Genomic DNA, 16,674 nt, shown 5'->3' on the forward strand with positions numbered 1-16,674 from the left:
CCGGGAATCGCTAAGTTTCAAGAAGTAGGTGAAGTTGTCCAATTTAAACCAAAATTGCGGTTTCAATCCCGTTTCCGGGAATCGCTAAGTTTCAAGCGTGGCAGAGCACGACTGAGGAGCTTGGTATTGAGTGTTTCAATCCCGTTTCCGGGAATCGCTAAGTTTCAAGATTTTTGTCGCAATTCAATCTTAAAATTCAATTAATGTTTCAATCCCGTTTCCGGGAATCGCTAAGTTTCAAGATGATGTTGTATTGTAATAAACCTACTTAACAAAAGTTTCAATCCCGTTTCCGGGAATCGCTAAGTTTCAAGTATAGAAGATTGGGAAGAGAATAATAAATTAATCAAGTTTCAATCCCGTTTCCGGGAATCGCTAAGTTTCAAGTGGGCAAGACCTCATGAGCTATGGAATGAAAAATTGTTTCAATCCCGTTTCCGGGAATCGCTAAGTTTCAAGCTACCTTGCTAAGGGCGCTTTTATCATGGGAATGTCCGCGTTTCAATCCCGTTTCCGGGAATCGCTAAGTTTCAAGTGTGAGGCGCTCGGATTGCCGTGGGTGTTACTCGTACGTTTCAATCCCGTTTCCGGGAATCGCTAAGTTTCAAGCAAGCAGCCAGCACTTAAGAATCGGAACACTGCAAACTATGTTTCAATCCCGTTTCCGGGAATCGCTAAGTTTCAAGTTTGTGGCGTAGCATTTGTGAATATATGCACCACAATGTTTCAATCCCGTTTCCGGGAATCGCTAAGTTTCAAGCCCAGAGGACATCAAAGATCCGAACAAGAGAGCGGCAGTTTCAATCCCGTTTCCGGGAATCGCTAAGTTTCAAGAGGGCTATTACGACGAGTTTAAATCCGAATTAGCTAGTTTCAATCCCGTTTCCGGGAATCGCTAAGTTTCAAGTTGACCAATTTTAGCCGACCTCCTGTGTGGACAGTTTCAATCCCGTTTCCGGGAATCGCTAAGTTTCAAGGAGTTTTTACCTGTAACGTAGCTGTCTTTAGGGATACGTTTCAATCCCGTTTCCGGGAATCGCTAAGTTTCAAGTTTGTAGTTTGGTAATTTACGTAGCAAAAAAACAAGTTTCAATCCCGTTTCCGGGAATCGCTAAGTTTCAAGCTGGCATTGTTCAGTCAACTCCTACTAAATGGAAGTTTCAATCCCGTTTCCGGGAATCGCTAAGTTTCAAGCACTAAAAGCACAAAGATTAGTAGGTACGGTTTCATCTTGTTTCAATCCCGTTTCCGGGAATCGCTAAGTTTCAAGTCCGCCATCTGAAACCCTTACAGAGCATGAATTCTACCAGACGTTTTGGCAGATCGAAAAAATAACCTCATTTCAGACTGCTTTATTGACATAAAATATCAATAGTTCCAAATCTCAAAATGCTACAACTATTAACTTGTCTAGGTTCTGGCGATTTTGGCAGAACCCCCTAGGTTTTAGCTCCCGCTTCGGTTTGCCAAACATCAATCTAGTAACATTATAAATGGACTGCTTCTGGGCGTCCAGAGATCGGTTAGATATCTTCATGTTAATTGTAGCGATCGCCAACGCCTATAATTGCCTGCTGCAAGGAGGTTGGTAGCCTAAGATGGTATATGAATTAATTGCATACCTGCTTGAATGGGGTCAAAATCTTCGGCAAAAATTGTACTAAGGCTGTATTTTGCTCCGGTAAAGTTTGCAAGAGCAACGACTGCTCCAGACAAGTCAGCACCGCTTAAATTGGCATAGCTGAAGTCGGCTTCTCGCAATCGAGTTTCTAACAAACTAGTTCTTATAAGCATAGCTCCACATAAAGTGGTTCTTAACAATATAGTTTTTTTGAGAACAGCACCCGTCATGAACGAACGATTGAGATTGGCACCCGTTAGATTTGCCTGACTCAATTGAGCTTTATTAAGAATTGCTGTACTGAAATCAGTCTGAAACAAAAGTGCTTCGCTTATATCTGTCCCAGTCAGGTCGGCTTTTCTCAAACTGGCTCTACTCAAATTAATCCCTCGCAACACAACTCCACTTAAATTAGCACCGTTGAGTTCAGACCTTTCAAAGTTACGTTCTCCTTGGCTGTACTGCTCTAATAGTTGTTCGGCACTCATAACTTTTGGCATTCCAAATCCTTTTATCCTTGACATCTGTTCCAAGATAATCTAAGAAAGGAATCAAAATGTTCATGGAAAATCCTTAATTTTTACTGAGTTTCGCTACTTGCAATCGAGCGCGATCGGAAATTGACTCCCATAAAGGCTTCATTCAAATAGGGATAACTGAATCCGTTTGGCTGACTTAACATTATCGAGATTGGACAGCGAAATGCCCAACAACCTCACACCGCGTTCCTCCATGTCAATGGCTTCAAAGAGTTCCCTGGCAACAGCTGCAATCCGATCCAACTCACCGATCGGACTCATTAATGTTTTGCTGCGGGTCAAAAGCTGGTAGTCTGAAAACTTCACTTTTAGGGTTAAAGTCCGTCCGGAAGCTTGATGTTTGTTTGTGCGTTCGTAAAGGATTTGGGCAATTTGTTCCAATTCCACCAGCATTGAGGCGCGTTCGTGTAAATCTTCAGCGAAGGATGTCTCCGCACCAATGGATTTACGGATGCGGTTGGGTTCTACGGCGCGGTCATCTTGACCCCTGGCAATTTTGTAATAGTGCTGTCCTACTTTGCCAAAGTGTTGGGTTAGTTCAGACAGCGATTTCCGACTGAGATCGGCACCAGTACGAATTCCCAACTCGTGCATTTTAGCCGCCGTCACCTCTCCAATCCCGTGAAACTTCTCAATTGGTAACTGTTGGACAAAAGCTTCGGCTTGTTCTGGCAAGATGACCCAAAGCCCGTTTGGTTTGTTCAGTCCCGATGCCATTTTTGCTAGGAACTTGTTGAAGGATACACCCGCAGTTGCAGTTAATCCAGTTTCTTCTAAAATGGCAGCTTTGATGTGTCTGGCAATGGTGGAAGCATAAGAAAGGTTTTGCTTGTTTTGAGTTACGTCCAAGTAAGCTTCATCCAAAGCAACGGGCTCAAATAAGTCAGTGTAATGCTCGAAGATGCTGTGGATTTGCTCTGATACAGCACGGTAAACCTCAAACCGGGGACGGACAAATATCAGGTGGGGACATTTGGAGATTGCAACTCGTGAAGGCATAGCAGAATGAATCCCGTATTTTCTTGCTTCGTAACTAGCTGCTGCTACCACCCCGCGCTCCTTGGGAGACCCACCCACGACTAACGGTTTGCCTCGGTAATCGGGATTGTCCCGTTGCTCAACCGAGGCATAAAAAGCGTCCATGTCTACGTGGATAATTTTTCTTATACGAGCGCCCATCAATGGAGAAAACAAATCCCATAGTATCAATCATATAGTACTTTTGCACTAGAAACGAGATAATAATTATGAAGATAATTCTGTTCGTACTATTAAACTTAGTAAAGCAATGGGGACGCACTGTACGCTGAAATTAGTAAAGGCAGTGAGAAAAGCCAAGTTCTCAATCTTGCGGCTTTGTTTTTCATAGCTTATGAGTTTTTAACTCAGCAGAATACTGAACAACTCATACCACGATAGGTGCGACGCTCGTTCATGCGAATGCGATCGCTCCGGGAGATGGTTGTTACTGTTCCGGACAGTTAGCTTTAATACACTTTACTCTATATTCTCTATTTTCTTTCTCTAATCGTTTAACTTCATTGTTTTGTGATTGAAGTAGATGCTTTAGACTATTCCTCTCTTTCTGAAGCTCTTCCAATTGACTTGTCAGTTTTTCTCGCTCTTGTCGAAATTGCTTAACTTTTTCGGTGAGCGGTCTGACTGCGTTTTCCTCAAGCCGTTTGACTGCACTCTGGGGCTGCTGTCCGAGTTGCTCAATCTGAAATGTAGCACTATCGTATGTTACTTCAACGATTTTGATCCGGTAATTATAAATCCCCTGATAGTCGTAAGACTTTCCTAATTTTCCTATTTGACAGATTTCTTTCTCATCAGACTCAGATTGGATAGCACGAATATTACAATCACTTTCTGTAAAAATGTCAAGATTTTTATAATCATCTGTGCCAATAGTACCCCCTACAGATGAACTAGAGACATCACTGACGGAGATTGAAAGTCCCTTCGGGTCAGTAAGGTACTCTAACTTGCCTTGTTTAACTGTGAGAGTTTGAAATGGGATCGCTTTCTTTTGACGAAGATTGTTGAAGCTAGATATAACTCCAGATATAACTGGCTTTAACTGAGAGCGAAAGATAAAAATACCCGATACCGCGATCGCGGGAATCAGTAGTGCAATTCCAAAAGAAACACCTTTTCTAACTTGTTGAGTAATATACTCTTGGTGTTGCCGTTGTAGGATGAGCCGACGCGACCGTTTTTCTTCAACGTTTTTAATAGCTTGTCTAATGATATGTGCGGGAATTTGTGCTTCTAAACCCGCTTGTTCTAAATCCGCAAGTGAGTAACCAGTGTTTGCCTCAGTAAATAATCGAGCAGCTTCCGCTAGAACTTCAGCTGCCATATCATCAGGAATGCGGGAAGATGAATGACTCATAAATGTTACATCAATTCACCACGTATTTTAGGGAAAAATGCATCCAGCTTCAACCGTACTTATAACTTTGTTTGGACTAAAGGACGTTTTTGCGATAAGCCGGGGGAGGCTTGCGCCGAAGCGATGCTACAAAGCAGCCGATAAAGCGATCGCATTGGCAAAGACGCCCCTCAGTACTTGGAGTTCCCTCCCAAAGCTACATCGAATGGGTAATACGTCGCAAGCGATCGCGCGTACCCCTAACTAAGATTTGCACCTAACCAACTTCCAGGCTTGTTACTGCAAATATACGGTTTATGGGCAACTTAGGAATTTCTCTGGTGTACATTCTAGCTACTTCAGAGACAGGCTTCATTCCGTAACGTTGAGCTAGAGCGATCGCTTCTGGATTGGCATCCGGCACATCCAAAAACACGGGAGCATCGGTTGCCTTAGCAAGTAAAGCAAGTAAGAGTTGTTCGGCAATCTGTCCGTTGTTTGCAAATAAAGGTCCAATGCGAAAACCAGTATGGCTTTGTCGGATGACTCCATAACCAACAATATGTCCTTCGCTCATCACTCCTAAAGCAGCACTGTTTGGCTGCTGAATCCATAATTGCAGGAAGCGAACTCGCTCGGTGGGAAAAAAATTGCGCTCGTAAGCAACTAACTCATCAATTGGCACAGCTGCAAGTTCTACGACGTTATCTGGTACTGCACCGCCGCCAATTGCCTTGTAACGAATATGGTTGTAAGCAATTTGGAAACCCGATTTTTTGTAGTTTTCTTGTTGGGCAATGACTCCATCTACACTAATGTTACGCTCGGTACTCAGATATGCCATTGCAGTCTTCCATATTTTGAGCCCAAAGCCCTGCCCGCGAAACTGTGGCTTAACTATGTAAAAACCAATAACGCCAAAGTCTTTTCCGTAAGTTACAGCAGAAATGCTCCCTATTGGCTCGCCGTTCAATTCAGCCAGAAAAAAACCGTGGGGATCGCACTGATAAAAACATTCAGCATCATATATACCAGGATTCCAACCTTCATCTGCTGCCCAAGAAATTACTAACTCAAATTCAAACCTGTTCATCGGGCGAATAATGAAGTTGTCAGCGCTCGTTGGCGATTTTGCAGTCATAATGTCTTTTTTTCTAGGTAATTACCTGAATTTGAACAACTGGGAGAAGTTCTTTTGGATATTCTCGTTCTTCTTCTAAGTCGTCATCCTAATAGTCTTGTTCGTTATCATCAAACATAGTGACACGAAAGTGTTAGTTTACAAACTGTAACTTACTACAAAAAGCCCATTTGTCAATTTTAAAGTAGAAGCAGTACGCAATCTGATTTTCTAGATTGAACCAAAGTAGGATACAGCATTTTGCGATCTTATCTCCATACGTCTTAGGTACCGCGCTGTTAGTTCTCAAGCGCAGCGACTTTACCTATTTGCCCTTAAAATGTAACTTGTAACGCATTCGTTCAACAAGTTAACGGATGGGTTAAAGAGTCTGCACTCGAAGCACTCAGCGATCGTCGAGTTGTTGATGTTGCTCACCACATCATAACAGGTGCAGCATATTTATATCGTCTGCATCATCTCAAACTGCAAGGATGTTTTTTACCTTCTAATGACTGGATTTAGCGTCCTGAATGACATTGTGCTGAAAAGCAAATAATTAGATGATTGCCGAAAAGTGTAATACCCAATGGTCAAAAATCACCACAAGCATTGTCTGCAACTATCAATGATTTCCCTTTCAACCTGTCCGATACTGAAATCATCGAACGCAAACAAATGATTTTACAAGGAGATTGAATTATGAATATAAAAGTTATTGGTTTAGCTGCTATTCTTGGTTTATCTGCACCTGCAATTACAGATATTGTTTTAAATCCTCAAAGTGCTGTAGCGATGCCTACAGATTTTGTTCGTCCGACAGGTGCTTTTACAGATAGCAGTCAAGAATGGGTTGTAAAGCTTAATTTAGACCAATTTGGTATTTATACTTATTCAGGTCAAAATATCAAGCAAGGAAGTGATTTAACTTTAAAAAATCCAGAAATGTCTGGCAATAACCAAAGTTACACTTATACTTTCAAAAATAATAACTACAAATATATTATTACTTATCAACCATCAGACAAAAAACATATTCGTCTTACAGTTGTTAACCCACAGGGAAGTACAATCTTAAATAAACTGATGGCTAAGGTATGAAATTATAGAGATATTTCAACTATTTGCTTGAGGGAAAACATCAGATTTAAGTAGGTGCGGTCTATATAAGTTGACTGCACCTGTTCTTGTTACCAGTATAGGATTAAGGAATAAGGATTATGGATAGAGTCCTGATAGTACAAGGGTTAATTGTATTAGTGACAGTGGGAATAATCCTGTACATTCTATATCTATGCTTGCATTTTTGGCATCAAAAACTTTTTCTATCACAACAACTCCAGCTTCAGCAGGATTTAATGGAAAAGACATTTGCTTCAATTCACAATGGTCCAGTACAAATGTTGGGGTTTCTTATTAGAGAAGTTGAAGTTCAGCCAGTAAATCAACAAGAATTACTAGAGTATCTACGTGGTATTTATCAAGATATTTTAGTAAATGTTGAACAACTGAATATGCCGCATTCTACTTTAAACAGATGAATCGAAAGTCATCAGCATTTAGACTGTCTTGGAGTTTCAAGAAGGCAGGAAGCAGAGAGATTGAAGCTGTAACTTAATTGCAGGACCTTCTGCCATCTGCCCTCGTACTTCTGCCTTCTTGATAAAGTTGACCTTGGGAGAAATCTCCGCATAATTATTAATTGCAATTAGTTCACTATTGGCAGGAATACGTGCCCAGCCTCTTACGTAGAGGTTGGGTTTTTTATTTTATTCAGTGGAGTGGAATATGCAGGAAAGCCTCTGACTTTTCACGGCATCTGGAAAAGGTTATTTTGAGGGTTTCTCAAACCCTAACTTTTACGTTACCTATTTTCATTAAATTAGAGTTATTGAGAATTAGACTGTGGAAAAAGCCACACTGTTTCGTGGTTTGAGTGTGATATATTAGGATTGAAAAAATTATACGGCAAGTTACCGTATAAGAAGTAGTTGGGCAGCACGGAACGAATAAACGACTATAAAGACTCAATGCAGAACTCCCTGAAGCTCGGATTCTTCATCCAGCCCGTCCACCCGCCGTCCCGTTCCTATGGGGACGTTCTTTGCGAGGATCGCGAAGCGGTCGTGCTCGCCGACCGACTTGGCTACCGCGAGGCCTTCATCGGCGAGCATCTCGTTGACTCGGCCGAGACGATCACCTCGAGCCTCGCTTTCATTGCGAATCTCGCCGATGCGTGCCCGTCGATCGCCTTCGGTACCGGCGTGCTTCCGCTCGCCAACTACCACCCGGCGATGGTGGCAGCGCAGGTTGCGATGGTGGACCACCTGGTGCAGGGTCGATTGATCCTGGGAGTCGGACCTGGCGTTGCCGGTGACGCAGAAGCCATCGGAGATTTGGGCTCGGATCGAAATCGCAAGACCCAGGAGGCGCTCGAGCACATGTGCCGGATCTGGAGCGAAGAGCCGCCGTACCGGATCGAAGGCAAGTTCTACCGGACCACCACGGAGCGATCGCTCGATCGAAACATCGGAGTGGGTGTCGCTGTCCGACCGCTGCAAGAGCCCCATCCGCCCATCGCCATCACCTCGATCCGACCGGACGCTCGGGGACCGCACGCCGCAGGAGCACGCGGCTGGTCCGGAATCTCGGCGACCTACCTGGGTGCATACGTAGTCCGGGCCCACATTAAGAACTACCTGGAAGGCCGACGAGCGGCGGGCCTCTGTGCCGATGCTTCCGGGTGGCGCGTGGCACGCAGCGTTTTCGTGGCCGATGACGAGGCCACGGCACATCGCTACGTGCATCGCGAGGGCGGCGCACACGACTTCTATTTCCATGTCATGAGGACCAAGCTCGCGAAGGCCGGCGCGCTGGACGTCATGCGCGACTTTCCCGACCAGCCGGATTCCGATCTCTCTACGAAACGGTGCATCGAGCGTCTCGTAATCGCGGGAACCCCCCAGAGCGTCGCTGACCAGATTCTTGCATTCCGCAACGAGGTCGGCGCGTTCGGCACACTGCTCTACACGGGCCACGACTGGACCGATCCAGCGCTCGCCCAGCGCTCCATGGAGCTCATGGCGAAAGAGGTCTGGCCCCGGATCGAGCGGGCCGCGCATGAGACAACACCAAAAGGTCAAACTGACGGTAAGGCATTTTCAGTCTGATGGATAGCCCAACCATTGCGTGCAGCCGACGCCCGTTAGCGGGTGCGGCTGACGCAGGCGTTAAACCGCTTCGCGTGACGCAAGATGTTCGCGCCTGATTGTATATCTAATGGAGAAAGCTTTTGCGACTGAGACACATAACACACTCTGATTCGGTTCGCAAACATTACACGCGAATTATTTTTTAATTGGATCGGGTAGTGTTTATCATTTGGAACGCTATATTTAAAATTTTGGTGCAGTAGCCAACCTTGGCATCAAGTTTCTAACTCTAACCAACCTCTCCATAAAACTTGTATACCAATGGCACTGTTTTTCCTATGTTCTAAGTATCCTCCTAGGCGGGCGATAGCGCGGATTGCCCATTTAACCGATTGCCGAAAAGTGTAATACCCAATGGTCAAAAATCACAATTGTCTTTGTCCGCAATTATCAATGATTTCCCTTTGATATTCTCCGATACTGAAATCATCAAACACAAACAAAAAAGGAGAAAGTTATGCCAGTAGATACTCAAGACCGTACATTGAAACTTGGCGATCGAGGAGATGATGTTAAGCATTTGCAACAAGACCTGAATCTTCTAAAATATGGACCATTGACAGTTGATGGTGACTTTGGCACAAAAACAGAAACTGCGGTAAAACATTTTCAAAGCAATAACAAGTTGACTGTAGATGGAATTGTTGGACCACAAACTTGGCAAGTTTTACACGAACAAGCAGCAAGGGCAAGAAGAGCCAGTTAATTTCATAGATGGCTTTAATCATAGCTGAAAACGCTTACTCAATAGTAAGGTGGGCTCTGCTCCACCCTACTAAATTAACATTTATTGAGTTTTATACAGAACTAGTCGGATTTCTTGTATTTCGTAAAATTAAATCAAGATTATGAAAAGACGGACATTTCTATCAACAACTGGTTTAACAGGTGCTGCACTAATTGGGTCTCAACTTCTAGTTAAATCTAACGCATCAGCAATTACACAAACATCTGAGTATAAAAAGCCGAATATCCTTGTAATTGTTGTAGACCAACTACGAACCCCAAAATGGTTTCCAGCACAAGCGACTCTCGACAGTCTTCTACCCTACATGGCTAAATTACGAAAAAGTTCTGTTAGCTTCACGCGGTACTATACAGCAGCAACAGCCTGTACTGCGGCTCGCGGTACATTGGTAACTGGTTTATACTCCCATCAAACCTATGTAATGGATACACATTTGAACGATGGTAGTGGTAAAAATGGCTTACTAATTAAGGCACCGGCACCAAGTCTTAACCCTGGTTTTCCGACTTGGGGAAAACTGTTGCGAGACAACTTTGGTTACAGTACATGGTGGTTCGGGAAATGGCATTTATCCACTACAAACTCCCTCGAACCCTACGGATTTAGTGGAGGAACTTATCCTTCTCCCAATGGTAATCCTGGCGAAGGTTTAGCAGTAGACTCTTATATTGTCAACGGTGGTAAACCTCCTCAAGGAATTCAAGCCACCGAACAGTTTGCTCAGTGGCTCAATTCCAACGATGCTAAAAATACTCCTTGGTGTACAACCATCAGCTTAATAAATCCCCATGACATTTCTTGGTATCCCCGTGGTACAAAGCAGATACCAGAAGAAAATAACCCGCCAAGTATTTTCAAAGACAAGATTCCTAACTTTGAGAACCCCATCGAGTTAAGGAAAAAGCCCCGGTTGCAAGAAGCATTTCGCCGAGCAACAAACATAGGAGCTGGCTTTGTACCACCGAACTTTGGGGAACCTTGGCTGAAAATGTTGGATTCATATCTACTATTCCAACAATTTGTGGACACTCAAATTGGCAAAGCACTTGATATTTTAGAAAACTCCCCCTATGCCAAAAATACCATCATCGTGTTTACCTCAGACCACGGCGAATATGGCGGTTCTCACGGGTTGCGCGGTAAGAGCGCTGCTGTCTATGAAGAATCAATTAATGTTCCTCTCTATATTAAAGATCCAACTAAACAGTGGGTTTCTACCCCAGGAACAGAACGGACACAACTGTGTTCTAGTGTAGATATTGTCCCACTGTTACTGACTTTGGCTAGTGGAGATAATCAATGGCGTCGCCAATCAGCATTCAAGCATTTAAGTACACGCTTGGACATTGCCCAAATCCTGCGCCAACCCTATGCATCAGGGCGCTCCTATATTCTTCACACTACAGATGAACTGATATTAGAGTTGGTAGGAGAACTGCTCGTTTTAGGCAAGACCCCAAATCATATTATTGGATATCGCACGGACAAAGCGAAACTAGGAGCTTATAACTTCTGGCGTTCTGGCACGATAGATATTGAAACCAAAGGTATGGAAATAGAGCTTTACAACTATAGTACAGTTAGAGGACAGCAGGAATTAGATAACGTCAGCAACAGTCAACCCAAATTGTACAAAGAACTTGTTAGCAATCTGTTTAATGATGCTATTCCCAATGAGTTGCGTAAACCTCTAACTTCGCCAGAACTGCAAGCCATACAACAGCAAGCATTAAAAGACTATTTGTCCTTTGCTTCTCAAACAACTCAATCAAAAAGCAAGCTGGGTAAAACAGATGAACATCTCGAGGCTTTAAATACTGCAATTGCTAATTTGTAGCTTTACGCTTCCTGAGGTTGTTTGATTTGGCACCTGTCAAAAAATTCCATTGGGTATTACACTTTTGGGCAATCATCCCACAAACCAAGAAAGCTCACACAATACACCACCTTTGGGTAAGCACTCCCGACGAAATTCTCCCCCCAACCTTTTCGCTAATAAGTAGCTGTGCTTTGTTCCCTGTTGCTGTCCGGGTTTTAACCCAGAGCCATTATCCTGTACCCTAAGAATGTATTTATCCTGTTGTTGTTCTCCTGTTGCGATAATTCGAGTTACACCTTGGGCATGTTTACCTACATTACATAGAGCTTCCTCTAACCACAAACACAAATCGCGTTTCATTTCTAGAGTGAGGTTCGGTTGATTAATGGGTGCAAAATTCCGTACTTTGACTTTTATCGTTTGAAAGTAAGGTAGATTGCGCTTGAGAGTATGTGAATAGACTTCGTGTAATAAATTATGCAGGGGAAGATTGAGGTCGATACTCGTTCCTTCCCCCAAGCGGAGGATGTCTTCAGAGGTTACTAATTCCGGGACTGTTGGCACCAACAATGGTTTGTTATCAGTATCATTTTCATCTGTTAGGCTGCGTCCTACTGCCCGAATCTCCATGTTGAGGTCATGTAAGCGCTGTAAAAGTTCTTCTGAAGCTATCTGCTTTTGTTGGATATCTCTCTGGAGGAGTGCCAAGGTTTGCAATGGACCATTATGAATTTGAGTAAAGGCTTGTTCCATCGCCTTTTGGCGAATACTTTGCCGTTCGATGATTTGAGCATAATATTGAAGACGCTCCGCATACAAGTGTTCTATCATAGACTGGAGGCGAGTATGCAATAAAATTACAATACTTTGTACTCCCATAACTGGACCCAGAGAGATGAGTAAATCTAGTCCTCGTGGACTGCGTAATTCTACTGGGTTGAGGATTAAGTAGGTCAAAATGGGAGATGCGATCGCCAACCAGGTAAGTATAATTGCCCTCAGCAATTGGTGGGGACGGAGAGTTATCAGCATACACGTAGTCAACAAGAATAATCCTGAGGTACTGGGGGGCAAAGTTTCCACAAGGATAGTCTTTGAGGTAAACGCTTTAATGGTGACGAACCAAGAGGGGAACACCACAAGAATTACAGCCTGAAATAAACCTAGATATATTACCTGTTGTAAGGTTTGCGGTTTTGTATAAAGACAAATTAGCAATATTAAGGATGTAATTGCAAACAGGGGAGGTACTATCAAATAAATGGTCTCATGATGGGGGTTAAGCCGATGAATAATCGTGGAAATAGTTCCACCAACAGTCATCAAACTCAAAATACCCAGAGCAATTCGACGCTTAAGTGTATTATGAGAATCTAATATCATAGATAAAGCACATTTAACACCATCAATTATTTAACTTATACGCCGTAAGTCCCCCACGCTCATTTGGTACTCCAAATCAGTGGCGGGATATAAGGCGGGCGACGACGATTGCATCTTTCTCGCTCATGTAAGCCGCAGGCTTCAAGGACAAAGGTGTATGAGGAGTCGCCAATTATTTTCTGGAGGGCTTTTACTGAAAATAGTCCTAAGATGCGGCATTCCTCCGTGAAGTTGGAAGCCAACACTTTACCCGGTACTCCGGGTCAGTGTGGGTAGTTCACTCAGTCAATTAACCCTTTTTCACGCGCACGAATTTGGGTCAATGCCCGAATATTTTTTCCTTCCTCTGGATAAATTTCTAATGCATCTTGAATTTTTGACCAGTAATGGCGAATCATGCGTTCGGATTTATACATAGCGCTCGCGATTGCTTTATCTTGCAATCCTTCTTCAAACGCAAGTCGCAGTACCTCCAACCACTCTGGTTTGACCTCCAAATCCCCTTGAATATCTTTAGTGTGGGTCAGTCCCTGGATTGACCAATCCATCCGGGTTAAAAAGGTTTCTACGCTCGAACTTTTATCCACTATTGTAAATCCTCCCTGATGGGCATCAATTTCTGGCATCAAGCGAATTAAGGCTTTGATATTACTGCTTTGCACCATTAGGTTGAGATGGGGATAATTCTTCATTAATTGTGACAGCAACCCCAATCCATTTTCTATTTGCGCCGTTGTTTCTGCTGTTTGTGGTATGGATAAATCCGCAATTACCAAGTCAGGCGAATGCTCGGCAACCTCTTCAAGGGCTGACTCTACAGTCTGTGCTGATAATACCAGTGCATCGGGATAACGCTCGCTTACCAAACTAATTGTTCCATTCAGCAGCAAGCGATGGTCATCAATAATTAAAATCCTTGGTTTTTGAATATTCATCGAACTTAAGATCTTAATTTGCTAAAAAAGGAGTGTGTGCTATGCAATGCTTGTTACTCAGGGTACAGGCAATCAGCATTAGTCAACATATTAACTATGTGATTGAGATGAATCAAGCTCTATGCAATCGAGCAGCTATTAATTTTGCCGTAGCGTTTGATGATGCCTTAGGAGCTGGGGAAGACATAGTTTGGTTGACATACTCCGCGCCCTAAAAGTGCGCGGATTCTAGGCTCAAGCAACAACTGCGGACATAGCCCGTCTGACGTCGTCTAACCCAACAGTTGATGCCCCAACTGTACAAATATTTTTAGCGGCGTTTTCATCCCTTCCGTTTATTGACTCGCAGCTCGGGCAACGCCATTCTCTGACTGACAAATCTAAGTTTTCTAGAACGTGCCCGCAACAAGAACAAGTCTTACTGCTCGGATACCATCGGTCTATAAATATGACAGAATTGCCTTTCTTTTTGGCAACCCACTCTAGAATTTGTAGAAACTCTCCAAAAGCTAAGTCTGATATTTTGCGTCCCCAAAGACGTTGCATTCCTTTGAGGTTAAGCGTCTCAAAACACAACACATCAAACCTATTAGTTAGGTCGTGTGCCAACTTCCAGAACCAGTCACGGCGACGATTGGAAACATCCTCATACTTGTGTACTAAATTCTTTCTTGCTCGCTCTCGATTGGACGAACCTTTTACCTTTTTGGAGTGCTGCCTACTCGCTTTCTTAATGGCGCTTAAAGACTGTTTCAAAAATTGGGGAGACTCAATTTTTGTACCGTCCGAGCAACTGAGGAATGTCTTAAGTCCAAAATCAAATCCAGCGATTTTACCCGTCTCGAATTGAATCTGCGGACTAGCTACACTGTCAACCACAACGACCATAAACAACTCACCTAATGGCGTCCGTTTGATGGTTAATGTTTTAACCGTTCCCTCGATTTCTCGCTTATTCCAAAATTGATAAACTCGATTTCCCATCTTGATCCTATTGCCACCAAGAAACTTGTATCCCGCTTGTTTAAGAGTGAATGATTTGTACTTTTTGACCTTTTTAAATCCTGGTGGACTAACTCCCTTCAAGCTGTGCTTGAAGAATAACTGGTACGCTTTCTCAATGCGCTGACAAATATCTTGTACTGCTTGAGAGCCTACCATCTGCCAAAATGGGTTGCGTTTCCGCAATTTGGCGATATGAGACTGAAGTTTTGCACAACTCAAGTGCTTGCCCCACATTCGGTAGTAACGACGATGCAAAGCAATGCAATGGTTGTAGATTCCCCCTGAAGCGTTAATCATTCGCTTGAGGTATCTATTCCGCTTGTGTTCGTACAATTTAAACTTTAGTGTTTTCATGCTAATATTGTACACTAATAATCCGTACAATATTATGAAGAAACGTTTAGATTTCAGGTTGGAAGAATATGAACTTCTAATACTCTTCGAGTATTGCGCTTCTGTAGGGAGAACAAAGTCAGACGTACTCAGAGAACTTATCAGAAGTTTAAAAACCAAGAAAAGCCGTGCTAGAAGCGCAAGTCCTTGGTAATATTTACTTCGAGCAAGAACAATATGCGATCGCACTTGATTGTTAAGTAGAGAATGAGTGCGATCGCGCTCGGTTTAAAATTTAGAGTGCGGTAGCTCCTCCCATACTTCCCATGCCAAGCCATTGGGCATAGTTGCACCTGTCAGATCTGCACTTGCCAAATTAGCACCCTCAAGCCTAGCTGCAGTTAAATCTGCACCTACTAGATAAGCGCCCCTCAAATCGGCACCCCTTAAATCCGCACCCCTCAAATCGGCATTTCTAAGTTCAGTACTTCTTAAATCCATTCCTCGCAAATCTGCTCCTCTCAAGTTGCAGGCTCTACACTCTCGGAAGTTCCGCAATTGTACGATCTCGCTTGGATTCTCAATCGTAGGGATATTCACTATTTCTGGATGAATTGCAACAGGTTCTACAGTATTTTTATAACTAAAAGAAAGGATTGCGATCGCACTCAATAAACTAAAGCCTTCCAAAGCAACTTTAATTGGATTGAAGCCCGCACGAGTTTGTACGGTGTCAATGGAATTTATGGATTTGAGAAGACACAAAGCAGCATTAGCATTGGGGAAGCGATCTTGTGGTGATGGTGCGACCATCTTTTCCAACCAACAAACTAACCGTGCATCAACTTGGGGAACAACTGAGTTGAGATTAACGCGAAAAGTATCATCAATTAGGTTCCCAACCTGAGCGGATTTTGTTTGTGTCAGCAAGCAAATAAGAGTGACTCCAAGGCTGTATAAGTCAGAAGCGAGAGTTAGCGAACGACCAAAAAGCACTTCTGGTGGCATAAATCCTAACGTACCTTTGACAGTACTGCTAGCCGCTAAGTCTTCACTGCCAATTCTCGCTAACCCAAAATCTACCAAATAAACATTGAGGCGATCGTCTACTAGAATATTTTCCGGTTTGATATCGCGATGAATAATGGGAGGGACTTGTTGTTGTAAGTAAACGAGAACTTCTAGAATAGCGATCGCAATAAGTTGAATACTCTCAAGTGTAAAATTCCTTGGTTCTGCTAAAGAACGAGCATCTTTATATTCTTGTACCAAGCAAAAACCACAATCGGTTTCAAACGTTGCAAGATACTTGGGAATCCGGGGATGCTTCAATTGCTGCAACAGGGCTATTTCTTGTTGCAAAGCTTCATATCCCGACCAGCTCGAACCCACCTTAGCAAATTGAAATTGTTTGATAACAACTTTTTGCTGAGTTTGGAGACAGACTGCTTTGTAGGTCACTCGCCCGCCATTCAAATTGAATCCTAACTCTTGTTCTACTAAATAACCTTGTTGGGAAAAATCGGGAAAGCGATTGGTATGAGAATTTATTGAGTGGTTGGGGATTTCGTTCATAGGATTT

At 43.2% G+C, this 16,674-nt stretch carries 15 protein-coding genes and 1 CRISPR repeat array (1 of these 16 only partly in view); of the genes, 7 read left to right on the forward strand and 8 right to left on the reverse strand.

The genetic code is table 11. The features are described 5' to 3' along the window. Window positions 1–1,270: a CRISPR direct-repeat array (repeat unit 37 nt; unit sequence GTTTCAATCCCGTTTCCGGGAATCGCTAAGTTTCAAG); it begins 822 nt to the left of the window's first position. Between the two features lie 323 nt (window positions 1,271–1,593). The 3 genes from HC643_RS23525 to HC643_RS23535 all read right to left on the reverse strand — a co-directional run bounded on the left by HC643_RS23525 (window position 1,594) and on the right by HC643_RS23535 (window position 4,558). Then, window positions 1,594–2,145: a pentapeptide repeat-containing protein gene (locus tag HC643_RS23525; RefSeq protein ID WP_082051600.1), complete on the reverse strand. Its 552-nt coding sequence runs from the start codon at window positions 2,143–2,145 to the stop codon at window positions 1,594–1,596. Window positions 2,146–2,259: 114 nt separating this feature from the next. Further along, a complete protein-coding gene (dinB, locus tag HC643_RS23530; RefSeq protein ID WP_237265933.1) occupies window positions 2,260–3,303 on the reverse strand; it encodes a DNA polymerase IV in 1,044 nt (347 codons plus the stop codon). A 322-nt stretch (window positions 3,304–3,625) separates the two neighbouring features. Beyond that, window positions 3,626–4,558 (reverse strand): hypothetical protein, encoded by a 933-nt coding sequence (locus HC643_RS23535; protein WP_038078324.1) that lies wholly within the window; start codon window positions 4,556–4,558, stop codon window positions 3,626–3,628. A gap of 37 nt (window positions 4,559–4,595) precedes the next feature. Here HC643_RS23535 and HC643_RS23540 point away from each other — a divergent pair, with 37 nt between their 5' ends. Next, on the forward strand, window positions 4,596–4,805 hold the full coding sequence (locus tag HC643_RS23540; RefSeq protein WP_137986114.1) for a hypothetical protein: 210 nt from the start codon (window positions 4,596–4,598) through the stop codon (window positions 4,803–4,805). 9 nt (window positions 4,806–4,814) lie between these two features. Here HC643_RS23540 and HC643_RS23545 read toward each other — a convergent pair whose 3' ends face one another. Then, on the reverse strand, window positions 4,815–5,678 hold the full coding sequence (locus tag HC643_RS23545; RefSeq protein ID WP_038078326.1) for a GNAT family N-acetyltransferase: 864 nt from the start codon (window positions 5,676–5,678) through the stop codon (window positions 4,815–4,817). Window positions 5,679–6,359: 681 nt separating this feature from the next. Here HC643_RS23545 and HC643_RS23550 point away from each other — a divergent pair. The 5 genes from HC643_RS23550 (at window position 6,360) to HC643_RS23575 (ending at window position 11,454) form a co-directional block, all read left to right on the forward strand. Next, window positions 6,360–6,758: a hypothetical protein gene (locus HC643_RS23550; RefSeq protein WP_038078328.1), complete on the forward strand. Its 399-nt coding sequence runs from the start codon at window positions 6,360–6,362 to the stop codon at window positions 6,756–6,758. Window positions 6,759–6,877: 119 nt separating this feature from the next. Next, window positions 6,878–7,198 carry a hypothetical protein gene (locus HC643_RS23555; RefSeq protein WP_038078331.1) on the forward strand — a complete coding sequence of 107 codons (321 nt, stop codon included), beginning with the start codon at window positions 6,878–6,880 and terminating at the stop codon, window positions 7,196–7,198. 489 nt (window positions 7,199–7,687) lie between these two features. Then, window positions 7,688–8,827 carry an LLM class flavin-dependent oxidoreductase gene (locus HC643_RS23560; RefSeq protein WP_050045237.1) on the forward strand — a complete coding sequence of 380 codons (1,140 nt, stop codon included), beginning with the start codon at window positions 7,688–7,690 and terminating at the stop codon, window positions 8,825–8,827. A gap of 499 nt (window positions 8,828–9,326) precedes the next feature. Continuing rightward, window positions 9,327–9,575, forward strand: a complete 249-nt coding sequence (locus tag HC643_RS23570; RefSeq protein WP_038078334.1) for a peptidoglycan-binding domain-containing protein — start codon at window positions 9,327–9,329, stop codon at window positions 9,573–9,575. Window positions 9,576–9,717: 142 nt separating this feature from the next. Further along, on the forward strand, window positions 9,718–11,454 hold the full coding sequence (locus tag HC643_RS23575) for a sulfatase-like hydrolase/transferase (protein WP_050045236.1): 1,737 nt from the start codon (window positions 9,718–9,720) through the stop codon (window positions 11,452–11,454). Window positions 11,455–11,526: 72 nt separating this feature from the next. Here HC643_RS23575 and HC643_RS23580 read toward each other — a convergent pair whose 3' ends face one another. Both HC643_RS23580 and HC643_RS23585 read right to left on the reverse strand, forming a co-directional pair. Beyond that, entirely contained in the window at window positions 11,527–12,819 is a 1,293-nt protein-coding gene (locus HC643_RS23580) for an ATP-binding protein (RefSeq protein ID WP_050045235.1), read from the reverse strand. 281 nt (window positions 12,820–13,100) lie between these two features. Beyond that, entirely contained in the window at window positions 13,101–13,754 is a 654-nt protein-coding gene (locus tag HC643_RS23585; protein WP_038078337.1) for a response regulator, read from the reverse strand. Between the two features lie 41 nt (window positions 13,755–13,795). Here HC643_RS23585 and HC643_RS23590 point away from each other — a divergent pair, with 41 nt between their 5' ends. After that, entirely contained in the window at window positions 13,796–13,969 is a 174-nt protein-coding gene (locus HC643_RS23590) for a hypothetical protein (protein WP_202048648.1), read from the forward strand. A gap of 19 nt (window positions 13,970–13,988) precedes the next feature. Here HC643_RS23590 and HC643_RS23595 read toward each other — a convergent pair whose 3' ends face one another. Continuing rightward, on the reverse strand, window positions 13,989–15,113 hold the full coding sequence (locus HC643_RS23595) for an RNA-guided endonuclease InsQ/TnpB family protein (RefSeq protein ID WP_038078340.1): 1,125 nt from the start codon (window positions 15,111–15,113) through the stop codon (window positions 13,989–13,991). 267 nt (window positions 15,114–15,380) lie between these two features. Continuing rightward, window positions 15,381–16,667: a serine/threonine protein kinase gene (locus tag HC643_RS23600; RefSeq protein ID WP_050045234.1), complete on the reverse strand. Its 1,287-nt coding sequence runs from the start codon at window positions 16,665–16,667 to the stop codon at window positions 15,381–15,383. Window positions 16,668–16,674 lie beyond the last annotated feature (7 nt).

Source organism: Tolypothrix bouteillei VB521301, assembly GCF_000760695.4.
GTDB classification, from domain to species: Bacteria; Cyanobacteriota; Cyanobacteriia; order Cyanobacteriales; family Nostocaceae; genus Scytonema; species Scytonema bouteillei_A.